The following is a 15,284-nucleotide window of genomic DNA, read 5'->3' on the forward strand; positions in this document are numbered from 1 at the left end:
CTCTGCACTAACAAATAAATAAGGACACACTATGAACGTCAATGGACAAACGCTGAACGCGATCGCTGCTGGTCTGAAAAAGGTCTATAACGATACGTTTAATCAAACCGAAAGCTACTATAAAAAGGTGGCAATGGTCGTACCTAGCACGAATAGCCAAGAAACTTATGCGTGGTTGTCTAAGTTTCCGCGTATGCAAAAATGGATCGGCGACAAAGTCATTCACAAGCTATCAAAGCAAGGCTATAGCATCGTTAATAATGACTTTGAAGTTACCGTTGAAGTAAAACGTAACGATATTGAAGACGACAACATCGGTCAATACAACAACATGAGTCAGCAAGCGGGCTGGTCAGCTGCCCAGCTACCCGATGAACTTGTCGCCGAACTAATTAACAAAGGGCACGAAAATACTTGCTACGACGGCAAAGCGTTTTTTAGTACTCAACACCCAGTTACAGTAAAAGACAAAGAGACCAAAGTCAGTAACTTGCTAAACAAAGCGCTATCTGCCGCATCTGCTGAGGCTGCCAAAGCCAGCTATGGTACAGCACGAACCTTGATGCGCAGCTATAAAGACGAAAGCGGCCGCAGCCTAAAAGTAAAGCCTAATTTACTTATTGTCGGTACTGACCTAGAAGACACCGCACGTACGCTATTGACTGCCGATAAGCTAGAAAACGGCGATCAAAACATTTACAAAGGCACGGCTGAGCTGCTTGTTATTGATGATATTGCAACAGGTGAATGGTACTTAGAAGACACCACTATGCCAGTCAAAGCACTTATCGTACAAGAACGCAAAAAGCCTGTGTTTGTCTCACAGACCGACATGAACGCGCCTGATGTGTTTATGCGTGCCGCATATAAATTCGGCGCAGAGGCACGCTACGGCGCAGGTTACGGCTTTTGGCAGCTCATGCTAAAAGGCTACGCGTAAACGCCGAATGTAAAAATCTAACGCCGCTATACAAGGGCTGGCGTTAGATACCGTCTTAATTTAACGACAACCATAGGTGATGCAATGGGCAGTTATGCAACGATAGACGCGATGGTTACGCGCTTTGGGCGTGAGGACTTGGTAGAGATTACTGACACCGAAGTGCCGTACACGGGCGACATCAATACAGCAAAGCTACAAGCTGCCATTGAGTCAGCCAATGCAGAAGTAGACGCTTATCTTGCCAAGCAAATGAATGTACCGACCGTGCTTGCCTCACCGTTTGTGCAAATGATGGCGTGTGATATCGCACGCTATCACGTGGCACTTGGCAATTCACGCGTGTCCGAACGTGACGAAAAGCGCTATGAAATGGCTGTCAAAAACTTAAAAGCGGTCAATGACGGCAAAATCGGTATCGGTGCGGCTACTGCACAGACTGACGCGCAGCCGAACATCAATCTAGCGCAGATGACCAGCGGTCGACCAAGCGTGTTTGGTAATGGACTGTACTAAGGGGAATTATGCTGTCTCAAATTGAACAGGCAATTAAAGACACGCTACACGCGTATAACCAAGCGCACGGTGGCGGCTGGGTGCGCGGTATTAGGAGCTACGCGGGGGACTTTGATGCGGCATCGCCTGACGAATTTGCGCAAGTAGTGGCGTCGTTCCCTGCGGTCTGGGTGACGTTTAAATCATCAAACAAACCTAAAAAGGTCAGCGCTACTAAGCGCACCCGTGACTATGTGTTTACCGTACTGGTCGCTGCAAATAGTAGCCGCCGTGAGGAAACCAGCCGACAAGGGGCGTTTACAGCAGATGGCAAGATGCTGAACATCGGTAGCTATCAGCTGGTCGAGCTGGTCGAAAATGCGCTGCTTGGCAGCCGACTAGGGCTAAATATAGAGCCGTTAGACGCTGGCGATATCACCATGCTGTTTAATTCCAAGACACGCGACCAAGTGGTATCGGTTATTGCGTATGACTGGCATACCAGCGCTACGCTGACCAATCCTGATCGTGACGATGATGTACCGTGGATTGAAACAGTCAATATTGATTATGTCTATACAGATGACGACCGCGTGCTGGCATCTGATACCGCCCACTTAAACCAAACAATATCAAAAGGATAGCTTATGCAACGTACGCCAGGTATCTATACCACAATCAATACACAAACGCAGCGTACAGGGCTGCCAGCGCAAAATCATAGCATCGTATTTGTAACAGGTGACGCGGCTGCGCCAGCTGTACCCAAGCCCATCTATGATACAGCGTCCGCCGATGCGCTATGCGGTACTGACTCTATTGCGGGGCGTATGATTGCGGCGGCTTTGACTGTGTCGCAAGGTGTTGCGGTTGAGGTTGTGGGAAACTCTCAGTTGTCTGATGGTTCTGATGGTTCTGATGGTTCTGATGGTTCTGATGGTTCTGATGGTTCTGATGGTGATTTTAGCCCTATAGTCTGTACCCCAACTTCTGCTGACTTTGCACCAGATTATCAACCTGATTTTAGCACAATCGATACTGTGCACGCTCGCTACCGTATCAATAATGGGCAATGGGTAGATTACGAAGCAGAAGTCGGTACAGATACAGCAAGCCAAGTAATTACTAAGTTTTTAACCTCAATACAACATAACGGTCAAAAACTTGTAGCGACATCATTAGATGCTGAACTTGCTTCGACCCCATTTTACTGTCCCAACGGAGGCTACGCGGTATACAGCGGTGCTGAGCCTGAGTCTCCTGCAGTCAGCTTTGCACAAATGTCTTTTGATAAACCACTAGCAACGAAACTAGATTTTGTAGTTACAGGAGAAAGGCCGAACGATTTAGTTGGTGCTATGTTTAATAGTGATCAAACTGTCATTTCATGCGCACTGGCTTTTTGGGCGTACCGATAAAGATTTGTTAATTAATCTTAGAAAGGATTAAACATGCCAAACCAAACCCTAGCCCCTCACGGGCACTCAATCATCGCGCTAGATGCGCCAATTACGGACGAAGCCACCGCCAATGCGTGGGTCGAACACTTGGACTTTGTGTCGTCTAAGACTGAGCAAAACGATGCCGTTCTTATCGTGCCTTTTGATGACGTAGACGCGGCCACGGCTTTTACCAATTACCCCGCTGTCAAGAGCTGTTATCGCATCATTGCGGTCTGCTATCACGGTGCGATTGGCTTTGAGCCTGAGCTGTCAGCCAGTATTGCCGCGACAATCGCGGCGGAATCTGATCCCGCTTTACCATTTAACGGCTGCAAACTGCCCGCGCTACCTGTGGTCGATGGCAGTCTACGATTAACCAAAACCCGCATCGAACAGGCATTAAACGATGGCGTGGCAATGGTCAATGTCGGCTACGACAATAAGCCTGAGATTGTCCGCCTTATCAGTACGTACCGTACAAATCCAGTGACTGGTCAAGCGGATGACTTGCTGCTTGATATTAATGGTGCGTTAGTACTGCGCTACGTCCGCCGTGATTTGCGCGCAGCAGTAGCCGCCAATCCACGCCGCAAAAATACTGCTGCTAGCCGCCGCGACTTGCGCAGCTTGTTTTTAGATCGCTGCTTAAAGCTCGATGCCGCCGAAATTTTAGAAAACGTCAAAGCAACGGCGGACGCGCTAACAGTGGCGCAAAGTGAGCAAGACAAAACGGCGGTGGACGCGCGTATTCCGTCGCATTGGGTGCGCGGTATGCACGTCATTAATACCACATTGGACGTGTACTAAATTCACGCGCTTGGAAATCCTATTTAAAGGATTTCCCTTGCGGAGCTAAAAAAGCAATGCTTTTTTTAAACGCTCCTCAGGTACGCGGTATGCACGTCATTAATACCACGCTAGACGTGTACTAAATTCACGTTTAAAGGACTTAAATTATGAGTACAGAAGTAGTCGGCACGATTGTGCTAACGGTGGATGGCGTAGAGTACGATTGTGCCAGCGCTAGCCCCAAAATGGTCACAGGTAAAAAGCCTGTCCCGACCATGAACCGCGAAGGACGCACGCGCAAAAAGACAAAGACAACCAGCTCTATCACGCTGTCAGTAGACGTTATCATTCCCGAAACAGGTGACATCGACTGGGCGGGCATCGAAGATGGCCGCGTCACGATTGAATCATTAGATGGTGGTCACCGTACAACTTACACAGGCTGCGAAGCGACGGACGTGTCAGAGAGCTATAAACTTGACGGCGAAGCGGTGCGAACGATTGAAATGTTTGCGCTTGATAAAATCATCGAAAACTAAAAGGACACATCATAATGTCAGAAAGTATTAAAGAAGTGGTGACACTGCCTGTCGGTATTGTCATCGACGGCAAGCGCTATAAAGACGTTGAGCTGTCGCCCATCACGGTAGGTCAAAGCTACGCGGCGTCAATGACAGCACGTGAAACAGATTTACAAGTGCTGGTAGACATCGCGGCAATGACCTATGTGCCAGCACTGGGGCGCGGTTTTAATTACGATGAGTTAGAGAGCGCAAGCCGCCAAGACGGACAGCGCTTAGAAATCGCGCGTATGGCACTGGAAAAAAAAGAGCGCGAGCAAGCAGCCACGTCCGATTAGTCGGGCTACTGATTAAGATAGGCGTACCCTACGCAGCCGCGTGGGCTATGCCCGTTGATATGGCGTTAGATATGCTCGGTCTATCGCCTAATACCAATAAATCTAAACAAGACACCCCGTCTACCCCATCATCAACTAAAACAAACCCATCCCCACCCCCTAGTACTGGTGTGCGTAAATTGGTCGCGTCACGGCGCAAAAGTAAATCTGTAAAATAAGGCGCTATTATGTCTACTCAAACCGTTAGTCTACGCCTACTGCTGACTGGTAATGCGGCGGGTGAGCTGGGGCGTATTGCTGCGCAGCAGCGCCGTGACACGCGCACAATTAACGATATGCAGCGCATGGGATTGCGTACACAGCAACAAATACGCGATGAGATACGCAATCAAGAGCGCGCGTATCGGCGCTTACGCACATCAGGCACAGCATCAGCTAATGATATTCGCCGCGCCCACCAACGAATGCGCGAAGAGGTACGGCGGCTAAATGGTGAGCTGCGCACGTCATCAACACTAATGGGTAAAATGCAAACAGCGGGTGCGGTCGCAGGCGGCGTCGTTGCGGGAGCTGCTGTCGTTAATAGTCAGATTAAGCCCGCGCGCACGTACGATGAACAGCTTGCCCGTACAGCTGGTACAGCAACGTATGGCGCAGGTATGTCTATTGCTGATCGCAAACTTGTCAAAGTAGAGCTAGACAAGACAGTGATGTCAGCTGTGCGTGCAAGCGGCGGCACAAGAGAAGGCGCACTTGATGCTGCGGATACTTTGATTGCGAGTGGCGCGTACGACTTGGCATCAGTACAGAAAGTACTTGGTATTACACAGCGTGCGTCCTTCGTCTCGGGAGCGACTGCAACAGATGCGGCGGCAGTAACGTTACAGTTAAAAAACTTTGGTTTAACACCTGAGCAAATCCAGCGCGGCCAAGACATCGCCGTGGCTGGTGGGCAGCTAGGCGGCTTTGAATACGATACGATGGCGCAGTACCTAAGCCGTCAGCTACCGTTAGCAAAATCGGCAGGTTATGGCGATCTGGCAGGTCTAAAGAAAATCGTAGCCATGAATCAGGTTGCTATTAATACGGCGGGCAATCAGGACGAAGCTGGTAACAACGTCGTCAACTTGCTACAGAAAATCAACTCGCGTGAGTTTAGTCGCACTATCGCCGCTACTATTGCCCCGCGCAAAGGCGACCCTAAAAACTCCGACGGAGAACTGGTCTGGTCTGAATACGCACGGCAGCAAAAAGCAAAGGGTATTGACCAAGTCGACGCATTTGTCAGCTTACTGGAGCGCGAGCTTGCAAGTAACAGTCAATATCAATCGTTAAAAGCACAGGCAGCAGGGGCGAAAGGGCAAGAAGCAAAAGCTGTATATGAGCAAATGGGTCAAATGTTAGAAGGCTCTTCGCTGGGTGAAATTATTGCAGACCGACAGGCATTAATGGCAGCTCTAGCAATCAGCACAAATGGTGCAGAAAATGAGCGTATCAAAGCGGGTCTTGATAATGCAGACGGTACTATTGACGGGCTGCATGAGCTATTTAAAGATGACGAATGGGCGACAGCTATGGGTCGTCAACAAGAGCAGCTTAACATCAATTATGAACTATATACTAAGGTCAATGACCAGTTAAGTGACTTTAACGGACAGCTAAGCGGTTTTATGGAAAAGCACGAGGGCTTAGCGATAGCGGCGTATGGCGCGGGGCTTGCGCTCGCTACTGTTGGGGCGGCAAGTGCGGTAGGCGGTCTAATGGGCGGCGCGGGCGCTGGGGCAACTGGTGGGCTACTTGGTCGAATTGGTGGTGGTCTTGCTGCTGCTGGTGCGGGTGCTGCTGGTACAGCGGGTTTGGCAGTAGCTGGGGGAGCTGCTGGTGGTTATCTGATAGGGACTGGTATTAGCAAGTCAATCGAGGGTACATCAATCAGTAATAGCATCGGCGAAGCTATCGCAAAAGCGCTAGCCGCTGCTGGTAATGACGAGGCACAGGCAGCGCTGGATGCTAACGCTAAGTACGATCAGATGATTGCCGAGCAGCAGCAGACAAAACAGAAACAAGACCAGATGGTGAATGAACAAGCGCAAACCAAGCAGATTCAATCGCAGATAGTCGCCCAGCAAGGCGTTATGATATCGCATTTATCCGCTATTGCTGCAAAGCCCGTTCCTACCTTTAACCCAACCATCACCATTGGCGGTCACAGTACCGCTATGAACATGATGGATGAGATTGGTAAGCAAAATAAGCGCGGTAAGTTTGGACCCTACCGTTAACCGTTTATATAACTGCTAATTTTGATGTCACTGTCTTTGTCATATATGGTTTTTAATAGTAGATTTGTTTCTGTTTCTGCTCCGCTCTGCTGTTCTACACTAAGCATTTTAGTACCACAATAGAGATTTATATTTGACAAATCAGCATCGTTTATTTGAGGCGCATCGGAATTATATAGCACCAAATACCATGCACAGCCTGTCACTGGATCAGCACCCGCTACTTTGGGATCAGTAGCGTGAGCAAATGCAAAGTTACGCTGTGCTTGGTAATCACCTTGTCTTGCCAAATTTTCTAACTCAGACATAGATTTTTGATATTCATCAATAACAAACTGATTCATTTCAGGCACGGTAGGGTCGGTTCTGCTTTGTATTTCTTCTAGCGCTTGATCGATTTTATCTTTATTGCCTGTATAGGTGTAATTACTAACAAATGCACTTATGAGCCGTTGCCGTTCTTCTTCTGTTAGGTTTACGCCTGACTCCTGATTATTGGTGGCATTAGATGCGGCAGGGTTTGGTTTGTATATATTACCTACCCCCCAAATACCGCCAATCACTAACATAATCGTTGCTATTGCTATTAAAAAACCTTTGCTCATAATCGGAAACCCGTCCCCAATACTTAAAGCCGACAGTATGCCACAATTACGCTTATTCATGAACATTTGGTCAACTCTATGGCATGGCAAGACAAGTTATATGATGCCTCATTCCGTGGGGTAGCGTTTGAATACTTTGGCGTCGATGACAGTTCAGACAAAGCGCTAGCAACGCACCAAGCGCCCTATGCCAACGATGCTGACATTTATGACATGGGGAATAACCCACGCTCTATCAGTATGACCGCGATTATCGATGGCGGTGATTACGAACAAGCGTTAGATAGTTTACTGACTGCGTTAGATGCCCAAGGTGCGGGTGAACTGGTACACCCCGTGTTTGGCACGCTGGATGCTATCTGTGCCAATTATCGCGTCAAGCACGACAGCGACATTGTTGATGGCTGCACCGTTGACATGCAGTTTGTGCAAGCCAAACCTGAGCGCACTATACAGCACTTTACGCCTGAGCCAATGCCAGCCGCCGACCAAACGGCGGACAGCATCATATTAAATGCGGCAACAGACGAGCTGACAACCTATCAAGAGCAGCTGTCAGCGATGACAACAGACGCAGCCATCGCACAAACGCGCAGCATCCCCGAAGCCATCCGCAGTCAATTACGTGCGGTGCGTACGACACTTGGCACGAACCTTGTGCGTGTAGACGACTTGCTCAGCCCATCCGCGTGGCTGGGTAGTATTGTTAGTGATGTGGACAGTATTGTAAAAATGCTGCCTTTAGATTACGACCCGATGAGCAACTGGCGCAGGTTATTTAACCGTATTAAGGCCATTGGCGACGTGTTTGGTGGTAATGATGTGCCACCACTACGCCGTACAGGACAAGTGCTACCAGCGGCTATGATGAGCCGCGCTGTCATCAGTATTTTAGCAAACGAGATAAAAACACCGACGCTAACGCCAAGCGATTTGACGGCAATCAACGACGAAGCACGACAGCAAATACAAGATGCGATTGATGCTATCCGCACAGACGATACGGTGCAGCATGACCAGTCGCTACCTGTCGTCAATACAGACATTACGCCCATCATTCGTAGTTTAAAAAAAGCGGCGGCGCAGCTGCAAACACTAACTGACAGCGTGATTAATAGCCGACCACCACTTATACAGCATACAGTAGCCGCGCCGTGTACATGGCGACTGCTGGCGCACTCGCTCTATAGCGACCATACGCGCGCGCCTGAGCTTGCGCGGCTGAACCGTGGACTGGTCGATGCCTCAACGATTGCGACAGGCACGCGGGTAATGTGCTATGCAAGATAACGAGACGATAGCGCTACACATTGACGGCGTGGTGTGTTCAACGTGGGACGATTTAAGCGTCGATAGCGACATCGGAATTCCAGCGGATGCGTTTAGCTTTAGCTGGTTTGATGCAGCGCATGACGCCCTACCCGACAGCATTAACGCGGGCAGTACTTGTACGGTGAGCTGTAACAGCGAGACGGTTTTAACAGGTATTTTAGACCGTATTGGGCAGCGTGTTGCGCGTTCAAGTCTAAGTACAAACCTATCAGGGCGTGACCTAGCAGGACAGCTGCTCGACTGCCACGCGCCGATTGATGCTGCGGCGAACCTTAGCCTGTCTGAGCTGATTAAACGCTATGTGACGGGCGGTGACTTGGCAAACCTGCCCATTACCATCGGTAAGGTACAACAGGACTGGCTCAAAGGTAAAACAGGCGTGGACATCGGTGAAAGCGTGTGGGATGTACTGTCTGCTGCCGCGCAAGCATCGGGACAGTACGTGTGGCTATCGGCTGACGGTCACTTGATGATTGGTAATCCGTTTGATGTGCCCCAGCCCGCGATTAAGCCTAAGTTTTATTTATATAGCGATGACCGACGCGATCAAAACAACGTGCTTGATGCCAATTATCAGCATGATATTTCTAACGCTTTTAGCACGTTTGAGATTGTCGGGCAAAACAGCAAAGGCGGTAATTTTAAGGCGAAAGCCACTAGCGACCGCTTGCCATTAAAGCGTTACCGCATCGTCAGTGATGGGCGGTCAGACACGCAAGCGGAGGCGGAAAAGTTTGCCCAAAAAGCCATGTCGGACGCGCTTCTTGATAGCACCGATTTAACCCTATCCGTATCAGGCTGGGCGCACTACGGGCAGCCTTGGCGCACTGGTTGGAGTGTGAGCTTTGACAGCAATGTCTTGCCGCGTGCGGCGGGCGACTGGGTGATATATGGGCGCACGTTGCAGCAATCACGCGCCAATGGCAAAACTACAGAACTACGACTTAAACGGACGGATGACTGGATGCAGCCTGTTAAATTCGCTGATTTAATCAAAAAGTAGGTAAACATGAACCCATTTAAACAAGCCCCAGTTATTCGCCAGGCGCTTATCGGTACGATAAAACGCACAGGCAACAAAGCCTTGCAGGTTCTGGGCTTGACGGGCGAGCTGGTCGATGACGTACCACTATATCAGCAAGTTGGGTTTGCAAGTTGGCTGCCAAAGGATGCCGAGGTGGTCATGCTACCAATGGGTGGTAAAGCGCGTAACTTTGTCATTGTCGCGGGACGTGACGCGGTAGCGGTCGAACTCAAAGATGGTGAAACAGTCGTCTATAACCAGCACGGTGTGGAAATAAGACTACTTAAAGATAAGGTCAAAGTAAACACTGATTTAGAAGTCGACGGCGACATCAAAGCGACTGGTGAAGTGGCTGATAAGCTGGGGACAATGAATCAAATGAGGACGGTTTATAACACTCACGGGCATGGCAATATGGGCGCTGCACCGCCTGCGGCTAAAATGGGGCTATACAATGCGTTTTGACCAAGTGAATAATGACTATACGCTTGATAGTATCAGTGCCCCGCGCTCTGCTGGCAAACAAGCATTAGCAGAGGCAGCATATCTGCGCATGATGACACCTAAGGGGTCATATTTCGCAGACCCAGCGCTGGGTAGTGAGCTGTACAAGCTCAAGCGCAGTAAAGACGTGCCACGTATGCGTAGGCAAGCACTTGCGTGGGCAAAAGCTGCGCTTGAGCCGTTACGTGCGCCGTATTATTTAACAAGCATTGACGTCACTGCTGATAACAGCACATCGGGGCACTTATCAATCAAAGCAGTGCTGACACAAGCCGATGGCAGCCAAGCGACAACATCTATCAACGTACAGGTAGCAGGATAATGTATCAGACGCCAGCTTATAGCGACATTAAAGCGATTATCATGCAAGAGTACGTCAATCAGACGGGCATCTTGCCGCCACGTGACTCAGACGCCGATGTGCGCGCATCAGGCACAGCAGCGGTCGCAGAGGGCTTATATAGCCATCAAGAGTATATTTTAAAGCAATTATTTGTCCAAACAGCAGATGAGCCGTACTTATATATACATTCTGAAGAGCTGGGTTTGCCGCGCCTTGATGGCTCAACGGCGACAGGGCAAGTACTGGCAAGCGGCACAACTGATGGCATCGTGTTGCCGATTGGCAGCAAATTAACCGATGGCTATGGACGCTACTGGCAAACCACGTCGAGCGCTACCCTATCCGCTGTACAGCCTGTGTCCGTATCTGTACAGGCAACGCAGACAGGTGCAGCGTATAACGCCACAGGCACGTTGTTGTGGGTGTCCCCTGTGTCTGGTCTGCAAAGCGTGGCGCAAGTGGACGTCATCAGCGGTGGCTCAGACGGCGAAAGTTTGGAGCGTTGGCGCGGGCGACTATGGAATAAAAAGAAGCTGGGTAAGAGTCTGTCACGTACCGAGGACTTGCGCCAAGCTGTACTAAGCGTCGCGGGGGTCGCCAATGCTTATGTCTACCCGTTACGCCGAGGCGCGGGCAGTATTGATGTCGCTATTACTGCACAAGGCGCGAATGGGGCGACCTTGCCCAGTGATAGCTTGCTGGCGCAGTCTGAGCAAGTATTAAAAGACAGCACGGCTTTTTGGGAAGATGTACGCACCTTTAAGCCTACTATTGTGCCAATGGACGTTACGGCAAAACTAACAGGCGTCAACGTTAACACAGGCGAGATTAGCGCAATCATCAACGATTATTTAAACGCCTTAACGCCCGCTGAGAGCTACAAAGCTGCCGTACTGTATAGTCTTATTATGGCAGTGCCAAACATGATTGATGTGCAATTAACGCCAAATGTTAATGTCAATCCGACGATCAGTATGGAGCAAGTCGGCTGGATACGCCCCGCTAACATCACGGTGACGCTATGAGTGAGACAAAAAAAATAGCGGACGTGCTGATGCAGCATCTGCCATTTGGTGCATATGACCACAGCCATAACACAGTTATATATAAAGATATTATAGCACATAGCAAGGCGTTAGAGTTGGTCAAAATATCATCTGCGCGCATTTTTGCGGTGTTAAAGGGCATACCTGATGCCCTGATTGATGAGTTTGAGCGTGAGTACGGCTTGCCACTCTTATGTGGTCAAAGTGATGTCGGCAATACAGTCGATGACCGCCGCGCTGAAATTGAGCGCGTCAAGCGTGAGGGGCACGTACTGCTTAATATTGCAGGGCTACACGCGCTATTTGCCCGCTACAATCAAACGGTTTTATCGGTACAAACTTACGTGCCTATGCAGTGCTTAGGGCCGTGTGTCGATCCGCTCAATACAGACAGGCTGCGCTTTCGTGTCACCTTGACGTTAGCAAAACCGATTCGGGCAGATATGGCGTGCTTATCTAAACATTACTTACCCGCTTCTCTCAGACTTGATATTAAATAAGGACACTTATGCACCGCATTGATTCAGCCACCGCGCGCGCCAACGCTAACGGCGACGGTAAAACAGGGTTTCACGACAACAGTGATTTGCCCAATCAAGACGCGACTTATTTCACGCCTGAATGGTCAAACGCACTCCAAGAGGAAGTGGCGGGCGTTATCGAAGGCTTAGGACTGGCGTTAGATAAATCGGATAATGGGCAACTCTTAAAGGCGCTAGTACAGCAATTCGGTGAAAAAAAAGTGCTTGAAGATGCTATCAAAGATTATAAAGCGATGTTTGAAAAAGACCGTGAGCGCTTAGATGAACTCGAATCACGCACTTATGAAGATACACAAATAGGCGAGCTGTTTTGGACGTCTAAGCATTTCGCTACAGCAGCAGAAGTCGCAGAATACAAGGGCTACGGTACATGGCAGCGTGCATTACAAGGGCGTGTGGCGGTTGGTTTTTCTGCCGACCCCGAAGACCATGTCGACTTTAGAACACATGGCAAGCTATATGGTGAGCGTGAACATACTTTGACGTTAGAAGAAACACCAGAACATAAACACAGTCAAGATGATGTTTTTGATAAATTTGGCAGTAATGCTTCTGAGTCTGGGCTAGAAACACAAGCAGCAGGCGATTATAACAAGCAGCCTGAAGAGTACGGGACGGGAGATTTAACTGCGACTGATTGGGAACGGGCAACTGAGCAATCGCGTGGCGGTAATCAACCCCACAATAATATGCAGCCATCGCAGACACTCGACTGCTGGGAGCGGGTTACCTAATAAATGAAAGACGGAGCGGTAATAGAGTGTTAGAGCACCCTACTACCCTCTTTGACAGCTATACCCTGTCGCAAAGCTAAGACTCCGCCGCCGTGTACACAGCGAGCGGAGTGTAACACAGAATCTAACGCGGTTCTAACGCTAAGCACAGGAAAAATTATGAAGTTTATTTCATGCCAAGAATGCAACAAAAAACTACTCAAAATCGGCAATTTTGATCGTCTATCAATCAAATGCCCGCGTTGTAAAACGCTAAATCACCTGAGCGCCGTGAGCGCCACATCAGAAGACCGCGAGTCTCAAACTAAACAAGGACAACCTCGTGGCCACACGCAAAAAGACCCCAACGGTCGACCCCAAAGCACCCGCCAAAAATGGCTATAAATACAAGCCGAAGCATGGCGTTATCGTCAACTGTGACGATGAGCAGCACCAAAAAGCAGTCTATGACGCACTAAAGGCACAGGACTATAATATTAAGGTGGTGGCAGTATGAACATTGATATTCATCACCAATGTACTGATCATGACGGCTACCGTGCTGCGCGTATTAAAAGTCTCTTTAATGTAGAGCAAGGCGCAAACGTGCATATCAGCGCTGATTTACCTATTGACGATAACGATTGGCAAATCGGTGTTATTGTCGGTGGTTCAGGCACAGGTAAAACCAGCATCGGCAAAAAGCTGTGGCGCGGTACACCGATTCATAATCCTAAATGGGATAAGACACAGCCAATTATTGACCAAATTGCCGCCGATGGCAGTATTGACGAAGCTACCGCTTGCCTATCAGCGGTGGGTCTTGGCACAGTGCCCGCATGGCTACGCCCATTTCACGTGCTGAGCAATGGTGAACAATTCCGTGCCAACCTTGCGCGGGCGCTCGCTGATGCACCTGACAGGCTAATCATTGATGAATTTAGTAGTGTCGTTGATCGTCAAATTGCTTGTATAGGGGCTAATGCCTTTGCCAAGTCGTGGCGACGTACTAAAGGCAAGCAAGCGGTATTACTTACTTGTCATTATGACGTATTGGATTGGCTAAAACCCGACTGGGTATATGACACCTCTAAAGGCGAATTTACACGGGGGCAACTTCGGCAACGACCAGCCATCGACTTTGACATCTATCAAACAGACTGGCGATTTTGGGAACTATTTGAGCCGCATCACTATTTAAAGCTGCCCCGCATGATTGCGGCCACAAATTACGTGGCGGTGGTTGATGGTAAACCTGTTGCCCATCTTGCGGTATCAACGCGCCCAGGACTCATCGAAGCGCGTGCGTGTCGATTGGTTGTAATGCCCGAATGGCAAGGCGCGGGCATCGGTATGCGCTTTCTTAATCGTATCTGTGATGACTGGCTGAATGGTGATAATCGCTATAACAAGCCGCTGCGGACAATATTCCACACCAGTCACCCTAATCTAGCGGCTGCTCTACGACGTGACCCTAAATGGACACAGATTAGCGGCAAGCTATACGGTGATAAGCCTAGTAAAACAAGCACGTCAAAAGGCAAGTATGGCGGGCATTTTCGCGCTATACAGGGCTTTCGTTATTTGGGGGCTGACTATGATTAAAGTGATGATAGTTGGTCAAAAGTGGCTTGCTGAGCATTTATTACAGCTCTGTAGCGATATGGACGATGTGGAAGTTGTATTGATGTCAGTGCCTTCTTTGACTGACAGGGCGGCTGTATTAGCCAATAAGCTAAGTATATCTGTGTCTGAATACGGCAAAACATTAACGGCAGATGATGTACCTAGCGGTATTGATGTCATATTGATGGCACATGCGTATTGCTTTGTCAGTGTTGATGCGCGGGCTAAGGCTAGACTGGGCGCGGTAGGCTATCACCCAAGCCTGCTGCCTGCTTATAAAGGTAAAAGCGCCGTCGCAGACGCATTCTATGCAGGTGAGGCATTTACTGGCGGTTCGCTGTATCAGTTGGACGACGGCTGGGATACTGGTGCAGTTATTTTACAGAGTAGTGTGTCCATTGATTCGGACAGTACGGTGCAGTCACTATGGCGGGGCAAATTAGCACCGCTCGGTTTAGAACTGTTTGCGGCATACTTATATAGTGTAAGTTGAATACTTAGTATTCTGCATTAGTGCTTACCCGCATTAGTGCAGAATAACTTACAAAAACTTAGTGCAGAATGAGTTTTAAATTAGTGCAGAATAAATTCGCAAATTACACATACAGAGTTTACGCGTGTTCATACCTTGCTATTACACAATCTTATTAAAGGTGTACGAAATGTTTACGACGGGCATAAGTTTAGCATTATAGGACTAAAATCTATTTAAAGGATTTCCCTTGCGCCACTAAAATTGACA

20 protein-coding genes are annotated in these 15,284 nt (G+C 49.0%); 19 read left to right on the forward strand and 1 reads right to left on the reverse strand.

Annotated features, from left to right (window positions below):
* The first annotated feature begins 31 nt into the window (after positions 1–31).
* The 8 genes from JIE71_RS10245 (at position 32) to JIE71_RS10280 (ending at position 6,807) form a co-directional block, all read left to right on the forward strand.
* Complete coding sequence (locus JIE71_RS10245) at positions 32–940, forward strand: Mu-like prophage major head subunit gpT family protein (RefSeq protein WP_199508616.1); 909 nt, start codon at positions 32–34, stop codon at positions 938–940.
* 84 nt (positions 941–1,024) lie between these two features.
* Positions 1,025–1,456 (forward strand): gp436 family protein, encoded by a 432-nt coding sequence (locus JIE71_RS10250; protein ID WP_199508617.1) that lies wholly within the window; start codon positions 1,025–1,027, stop codon positions 1,454–1,456.
* 8 nt (positions 1,457–1,464) lie between these two features.
* A complete protein-coding gene (locus JIE71_RS10255; RefSeq protein WP_199508618.1) occupies positions 1,465–2,079 on the forward strand; it encodes a phage protein Gp37 in 615 nt (204 codons plus the stop codon).
* A gap of 3 nt (positions 2,080–2,082) precedes the next feature.
* Positions 2,083–2,853, forward strand: coding sequence for a hypothetical protein (locus JIE71_RS10260; RefSeq protein WP_199508619.1), 771 nt, complete (start codon positions 2,083–2,085; stop codon positions 2,851–2,853).
* A gap of 33 nt (positions 2,854–2,886) precedes the next feature.
* Entirely contained in the window at positions 2,887–3,684 is a 798-nt protein-coding gene (locus tag JIE71_RS10265) for a phage tail protein (RefSeq protein WP_199508620.1), read from the forward strand.
* Positions 3,685–3,833: 149 nt separating this feature from the next.
* Positions 3,834–4,205 (forward strand): hypothetical protein, encoded by a 372-nt coding sequence (locus JIE71_RS10270; RefSeq protein WP_199508621.1) that lies wholly within the window; start codon positions 3,834–3,836, stop codon positions 4,203–4,205.
* 14 nt (positions 4,206–4,219) lie between these two features.
* Positions 4,220–4,525 (forward strand): hypothetical protein, encoded by a 306-nt coding sequence (locus tag JIE71_RS10275; RefSeq protein WP_199508622.1) that lies wholly within the window; start codon positions 4,220–4,222, stop codon positions 4,523–4,525.
* A 227-nt stretch (positions 4,526–4,752) separates the two neighbouring features.
* On the forward strand, positions 4,753–6,807 hold the full coding sequence (locus JIE71_RS10280; RefSeq protein WP_199508623.1) for a phage tail tape measure protein: 2,055 nt from the start codon (positions 4,753–4,755) through the stop codon (positions 6,805–6,807).
* On the opposite strand, the gene JIE71_RS10285 is transcribed toward JIE71_RS10280, so the two are convergent.
* Positions 6,804–7,412 carry a hypothetical protein gene (locus JIE71_RS10285; protein ID WP_199508624.1) on the reverse strand — a complete coding sequence of 203 codons (609 nt, stop codon included), beginning with the start codon at positions 7,410–7,412 and terminating at the stop codon, positions 6,804–6,806. The two genes, JIE71_RS10280 and JIE71_RS10285, sit on opposite strands and share 4 nt — an antisense overlap.
* 78 nt (positions 7,413–7,490) lie before the next feature.
* Here JIE71_RS10285 and JIE71_RS10290 point away from each other — a divergent pair, with 78 nt between their 5' ends.
* From JIE71_RS10290 to JIE71_RS10340, 11 genes are all read left to right on the forward strand, one after another.
* Positions 7,491–8,702: a DNA circularization protein gene (locus tag JIE71_RS10290; RefSeq protein ID WP_199508625.1), complete on the forward strand. Its 1,212-nt coding sequence runs from the start codon at positions 7,491–7,493 to the stop codon at positions 8,700–8,702.
* On the forward strand, positions 8,692–9,747 hold the full coding sequence (locus JIE71_RS10295) for a phage baseplate assembly protein (protein WP_199508626.1): 1,056 nt from the start codon (positions 8,692–8,694) through the stop codon (positions 9,745–9,747). The genes JIE71_RS10290 and JIE71_RS10295 overlap by 11 nt, the downstream gene beginning before the upstream one ends.
* Before the next feature lie 6 nt (positions 9,748–9,753).
* Positions 9,754–10,233: a phage baseplate assembly protein domain-containing protein gene (locus JIE71_RS10300; protein ID WP_199508627.1), complete on the forward strand. Its 480-nt coding sequence runs from the start codon at positions 9,754–9,756 to the stop codon at positions 10,231–10,233.
* Entirely contained in the window at positions 10,223–10,594 is a 372-nt protein-coding gene (locus JIE71_RS10305) for a phage GP46 family protein (RefSeq protein ID WP_199508628.1), read from the forward strand. Before JIE71_RS10300 ends, JIE71_RS10305 begins: the two co-directional genes overlap by 11 nt.
* Complete coding sequence (locus JIE71_RS10310; RefSeq protein WP_199508629.1) at positions 10,594–11,640, forward strand: baseplate J/gp47 family protein; 1,047 nt, start codon at positions 10,594–10,596, stop codon at positions 11,638–11,640. Before JIE71_RS10305 ends, JIE71_RS10310 begins: the two co-directional genes overlap by 1 nt.
* A complete protein-coding gene (locus JIE71_RS10315) occupies positions 11,637–12,161 on the forward strand; it encodes a hypothetical protein (protein WP_199508630.1) in 525 nt (174 codons plus the stop codon). Before JIE71_RS10310 ends, JIE71_RS10315 begins: the two co-directional genes overlap by 4 nt.
* Before the next feature lie 8 nt (positions 12,162–12,169).
* Entirely contained in the window at positions 12,170–12,937 is a 768-nt protein-coding gene (locus JIE71_RS10320; protein WP_199508631.1) for a phage baseplate protein, read from the forward strand.
* A 159-nt stretch (positions 12,938–13,096) separates the two neighbouring features.
* The gene (locus tag JIE71_RS12600) at positions 13,097–13,321 is read left to right on the forward strand and encodes a Com family DNA-binding transcriptional regulator (RefSeq protein ID WP_199508632.1); all 225 of its coding nucleotides are present in this window, start codon (positions 13,097–13,099) and stop codon (positions 13,319–13,321) included.
* Entirely contained in the window at positions 13,260–13,433 is a 174-nt protein-coding gene (locus tag JIE71_RS10330) for a hypothetical protein (RefSeq protein ID WP_199508633.1), read from the forward strand. The genes JIE71_RS12600 and JIE71_RS10330 overlap by 62 nt, the downstream gene beginning before the upstream one ends.
* Positions 13,430–14,521: a GNAT family N-acetyltransferase gene (locus JIE71_RS10335; RefSeq protein ID WP_199508634.1), complete on the forward strand. Its 1,092-nt coding sequence runs from the start codon at positions 13,430–13,432 to the stop codon at positions 14,519–14,521. Before JIE71_RS10330 ends, JIE71_RS10335 begins: the two co-directional genes overlap by 4 nt.
* Positions 14,514–15,035, forward strand: coding sequence for a formyltransferase family protein (locus JIE71_RS10340; RefSeq protein WP_228284639.1), 522 nt, complete (start codon positions 14,514–14,516; stop codon positions 15,033–15,035). Before JIE71_RS10335 ends, JIE71_RS10340 begins: the two co-directional genes overlap by 8 nt.
* The last annotated feature ends 249 nt before the right edge of the window (positions 15,036–15,284 follow it).

The sequence above is a fragment of the Psychrobacter sp. bablab_jr014 genome, assembly GCF_016464015.1.
In the GTDB taxonomy this organism is placed as follows: Bacteria; Pseudomonadota; Gammaproteobacteria; order Pseudomonadales; family Moraxellaceae; genus Psychrobacter.

Bases quoted from the DNA above. Each gene is read 5' to 3' on its own strand.
- JIE71_RS10245 (WP_199508616.1), top strand. From the start codon at position 32: ATGAACGTCAATGGACAAACGCTGAACGCGATCGCTGCTGGTCTGAAA.
- JIE71_RS10250 (WP_199508617.1), top strand. From the start codon at position 1,025: ATGGGCAGTTATGCAACGATAGACGCGATGGTTACGCGCTTTGGGCGT.
- JIE71_RS10255 (WP_199508618.1), top strand. From the start codon at position 1,465: ATGCTGTCTCAAATTGAACAGGCAATTAAAGACACGCTACACGCGTAT.
- JIE71_RS10260 (WP_199508619.1), top strand. From the start codon at position 2,083: ATGCAACGTACGCCAGGTATCTATACCACAATCAATACACAAACGCAG.
- JIE71_RS10265 (WP_199508620.1), top strand. From the start codon at position 2,887: ATGCCAAACCAAACCCTAGCCCCTCACGGGCACTCAATCATCGCGCTA.
- JIE71_RS10270 (WP_199508621.1), top strand. From the start codon at position 3,834: ATGAGTACAGAAGTAGTCGGCACGATTGTGCTAACGGTGGATGGCGTA.
- JIE71_RS10275 (WP_199508622.1), top strand. From the start codon at position 4,220: ATGTCAGAAAGTATTAAAGAAGTGGTGACACTGCCTGTCGGTATTGTC.
- JIE71_RS10280 (WP_199508623.1), top strand. From the start codon at position 4,753: ATGTCTACTCAAACCGTTAGTCTACGCCTACTGCTGACTGGTAATGCG.
- JIE71_RS10285 (WP_199508624.1), bottom strand. From the start codon at position 7,412: ATGAGCAAAGGTTTTTTAATAGCAATAGCAACGATTATGTTAGTGATT.
- JIE71_RS10290 (WP_199508625.1), top strand. From the start codon at position 7,491: ATGGCATGGCAAGACAAGTTATATGATGCCTCATTCCGTGGGGTAGCG.
- JIE71_RS10295 (WP_199508626.1), top strand. From the start codon at position 8,692: ATGCAAGATAACGAGACGATAGCGCTACACATTGACGGCGTGGTGTGT.
- JIE71_RS10300 (WP_199508627.1), top strand. From the start codon at position 9,754: ATGAACCCATTTAAACAAGCCCCAGTTATTCGCCAGGCGCTTATCGGT.
- JIE71_RS10305 (WP_199508628.1), top strand. From the start codon at position 10,223: ATGCGTTTTGACCAAGTGAATAATGACTATACGCTTGATAGTATCAGT.
- JIE71_RS10310 (WP_199508629.1), top strand. From the start codon at position 10,594: ATGTATCAGACGCCAGCTTATAGCGACATTAAAGCGATTATCATGCAA.
- JIE71_RS10315 (WP_199508630.1), top strand. From the start codon at position 11,637: ATGAGTGAGACAAAAAAAATAGCGGACGTGCTGATGCAGCATCTGCCA.
- JIE71_RS10320 (WP_199508631.1), top strand. From the start codon at position 12,170: ATGCACCGCATTGATTCAGCCACCGCGCGCGCCAACGCTAACGGCGAC.
- JIE71_RS12600 (WP_199508632.1), top strand. From the start codon at position 13,097: ATGAAGTTTATTTCATGCCAAGAATGCAACAAAAAACTACTCAAAATC.
- JIE71_RS10335 (WP_199508634.1), top strand. From the start codon at position 13,430: ATGAACATTGATATTCATCACCAATGTACTGATCATGACGGCTACCGT.
- JIE71_RS10340 (WP_228284639.1), top strand. From the start codon at position 14,514: ATGATTAAAGTGATGATAGTTGGTCAAAAGTGGCTTGCTGAGCATTTA.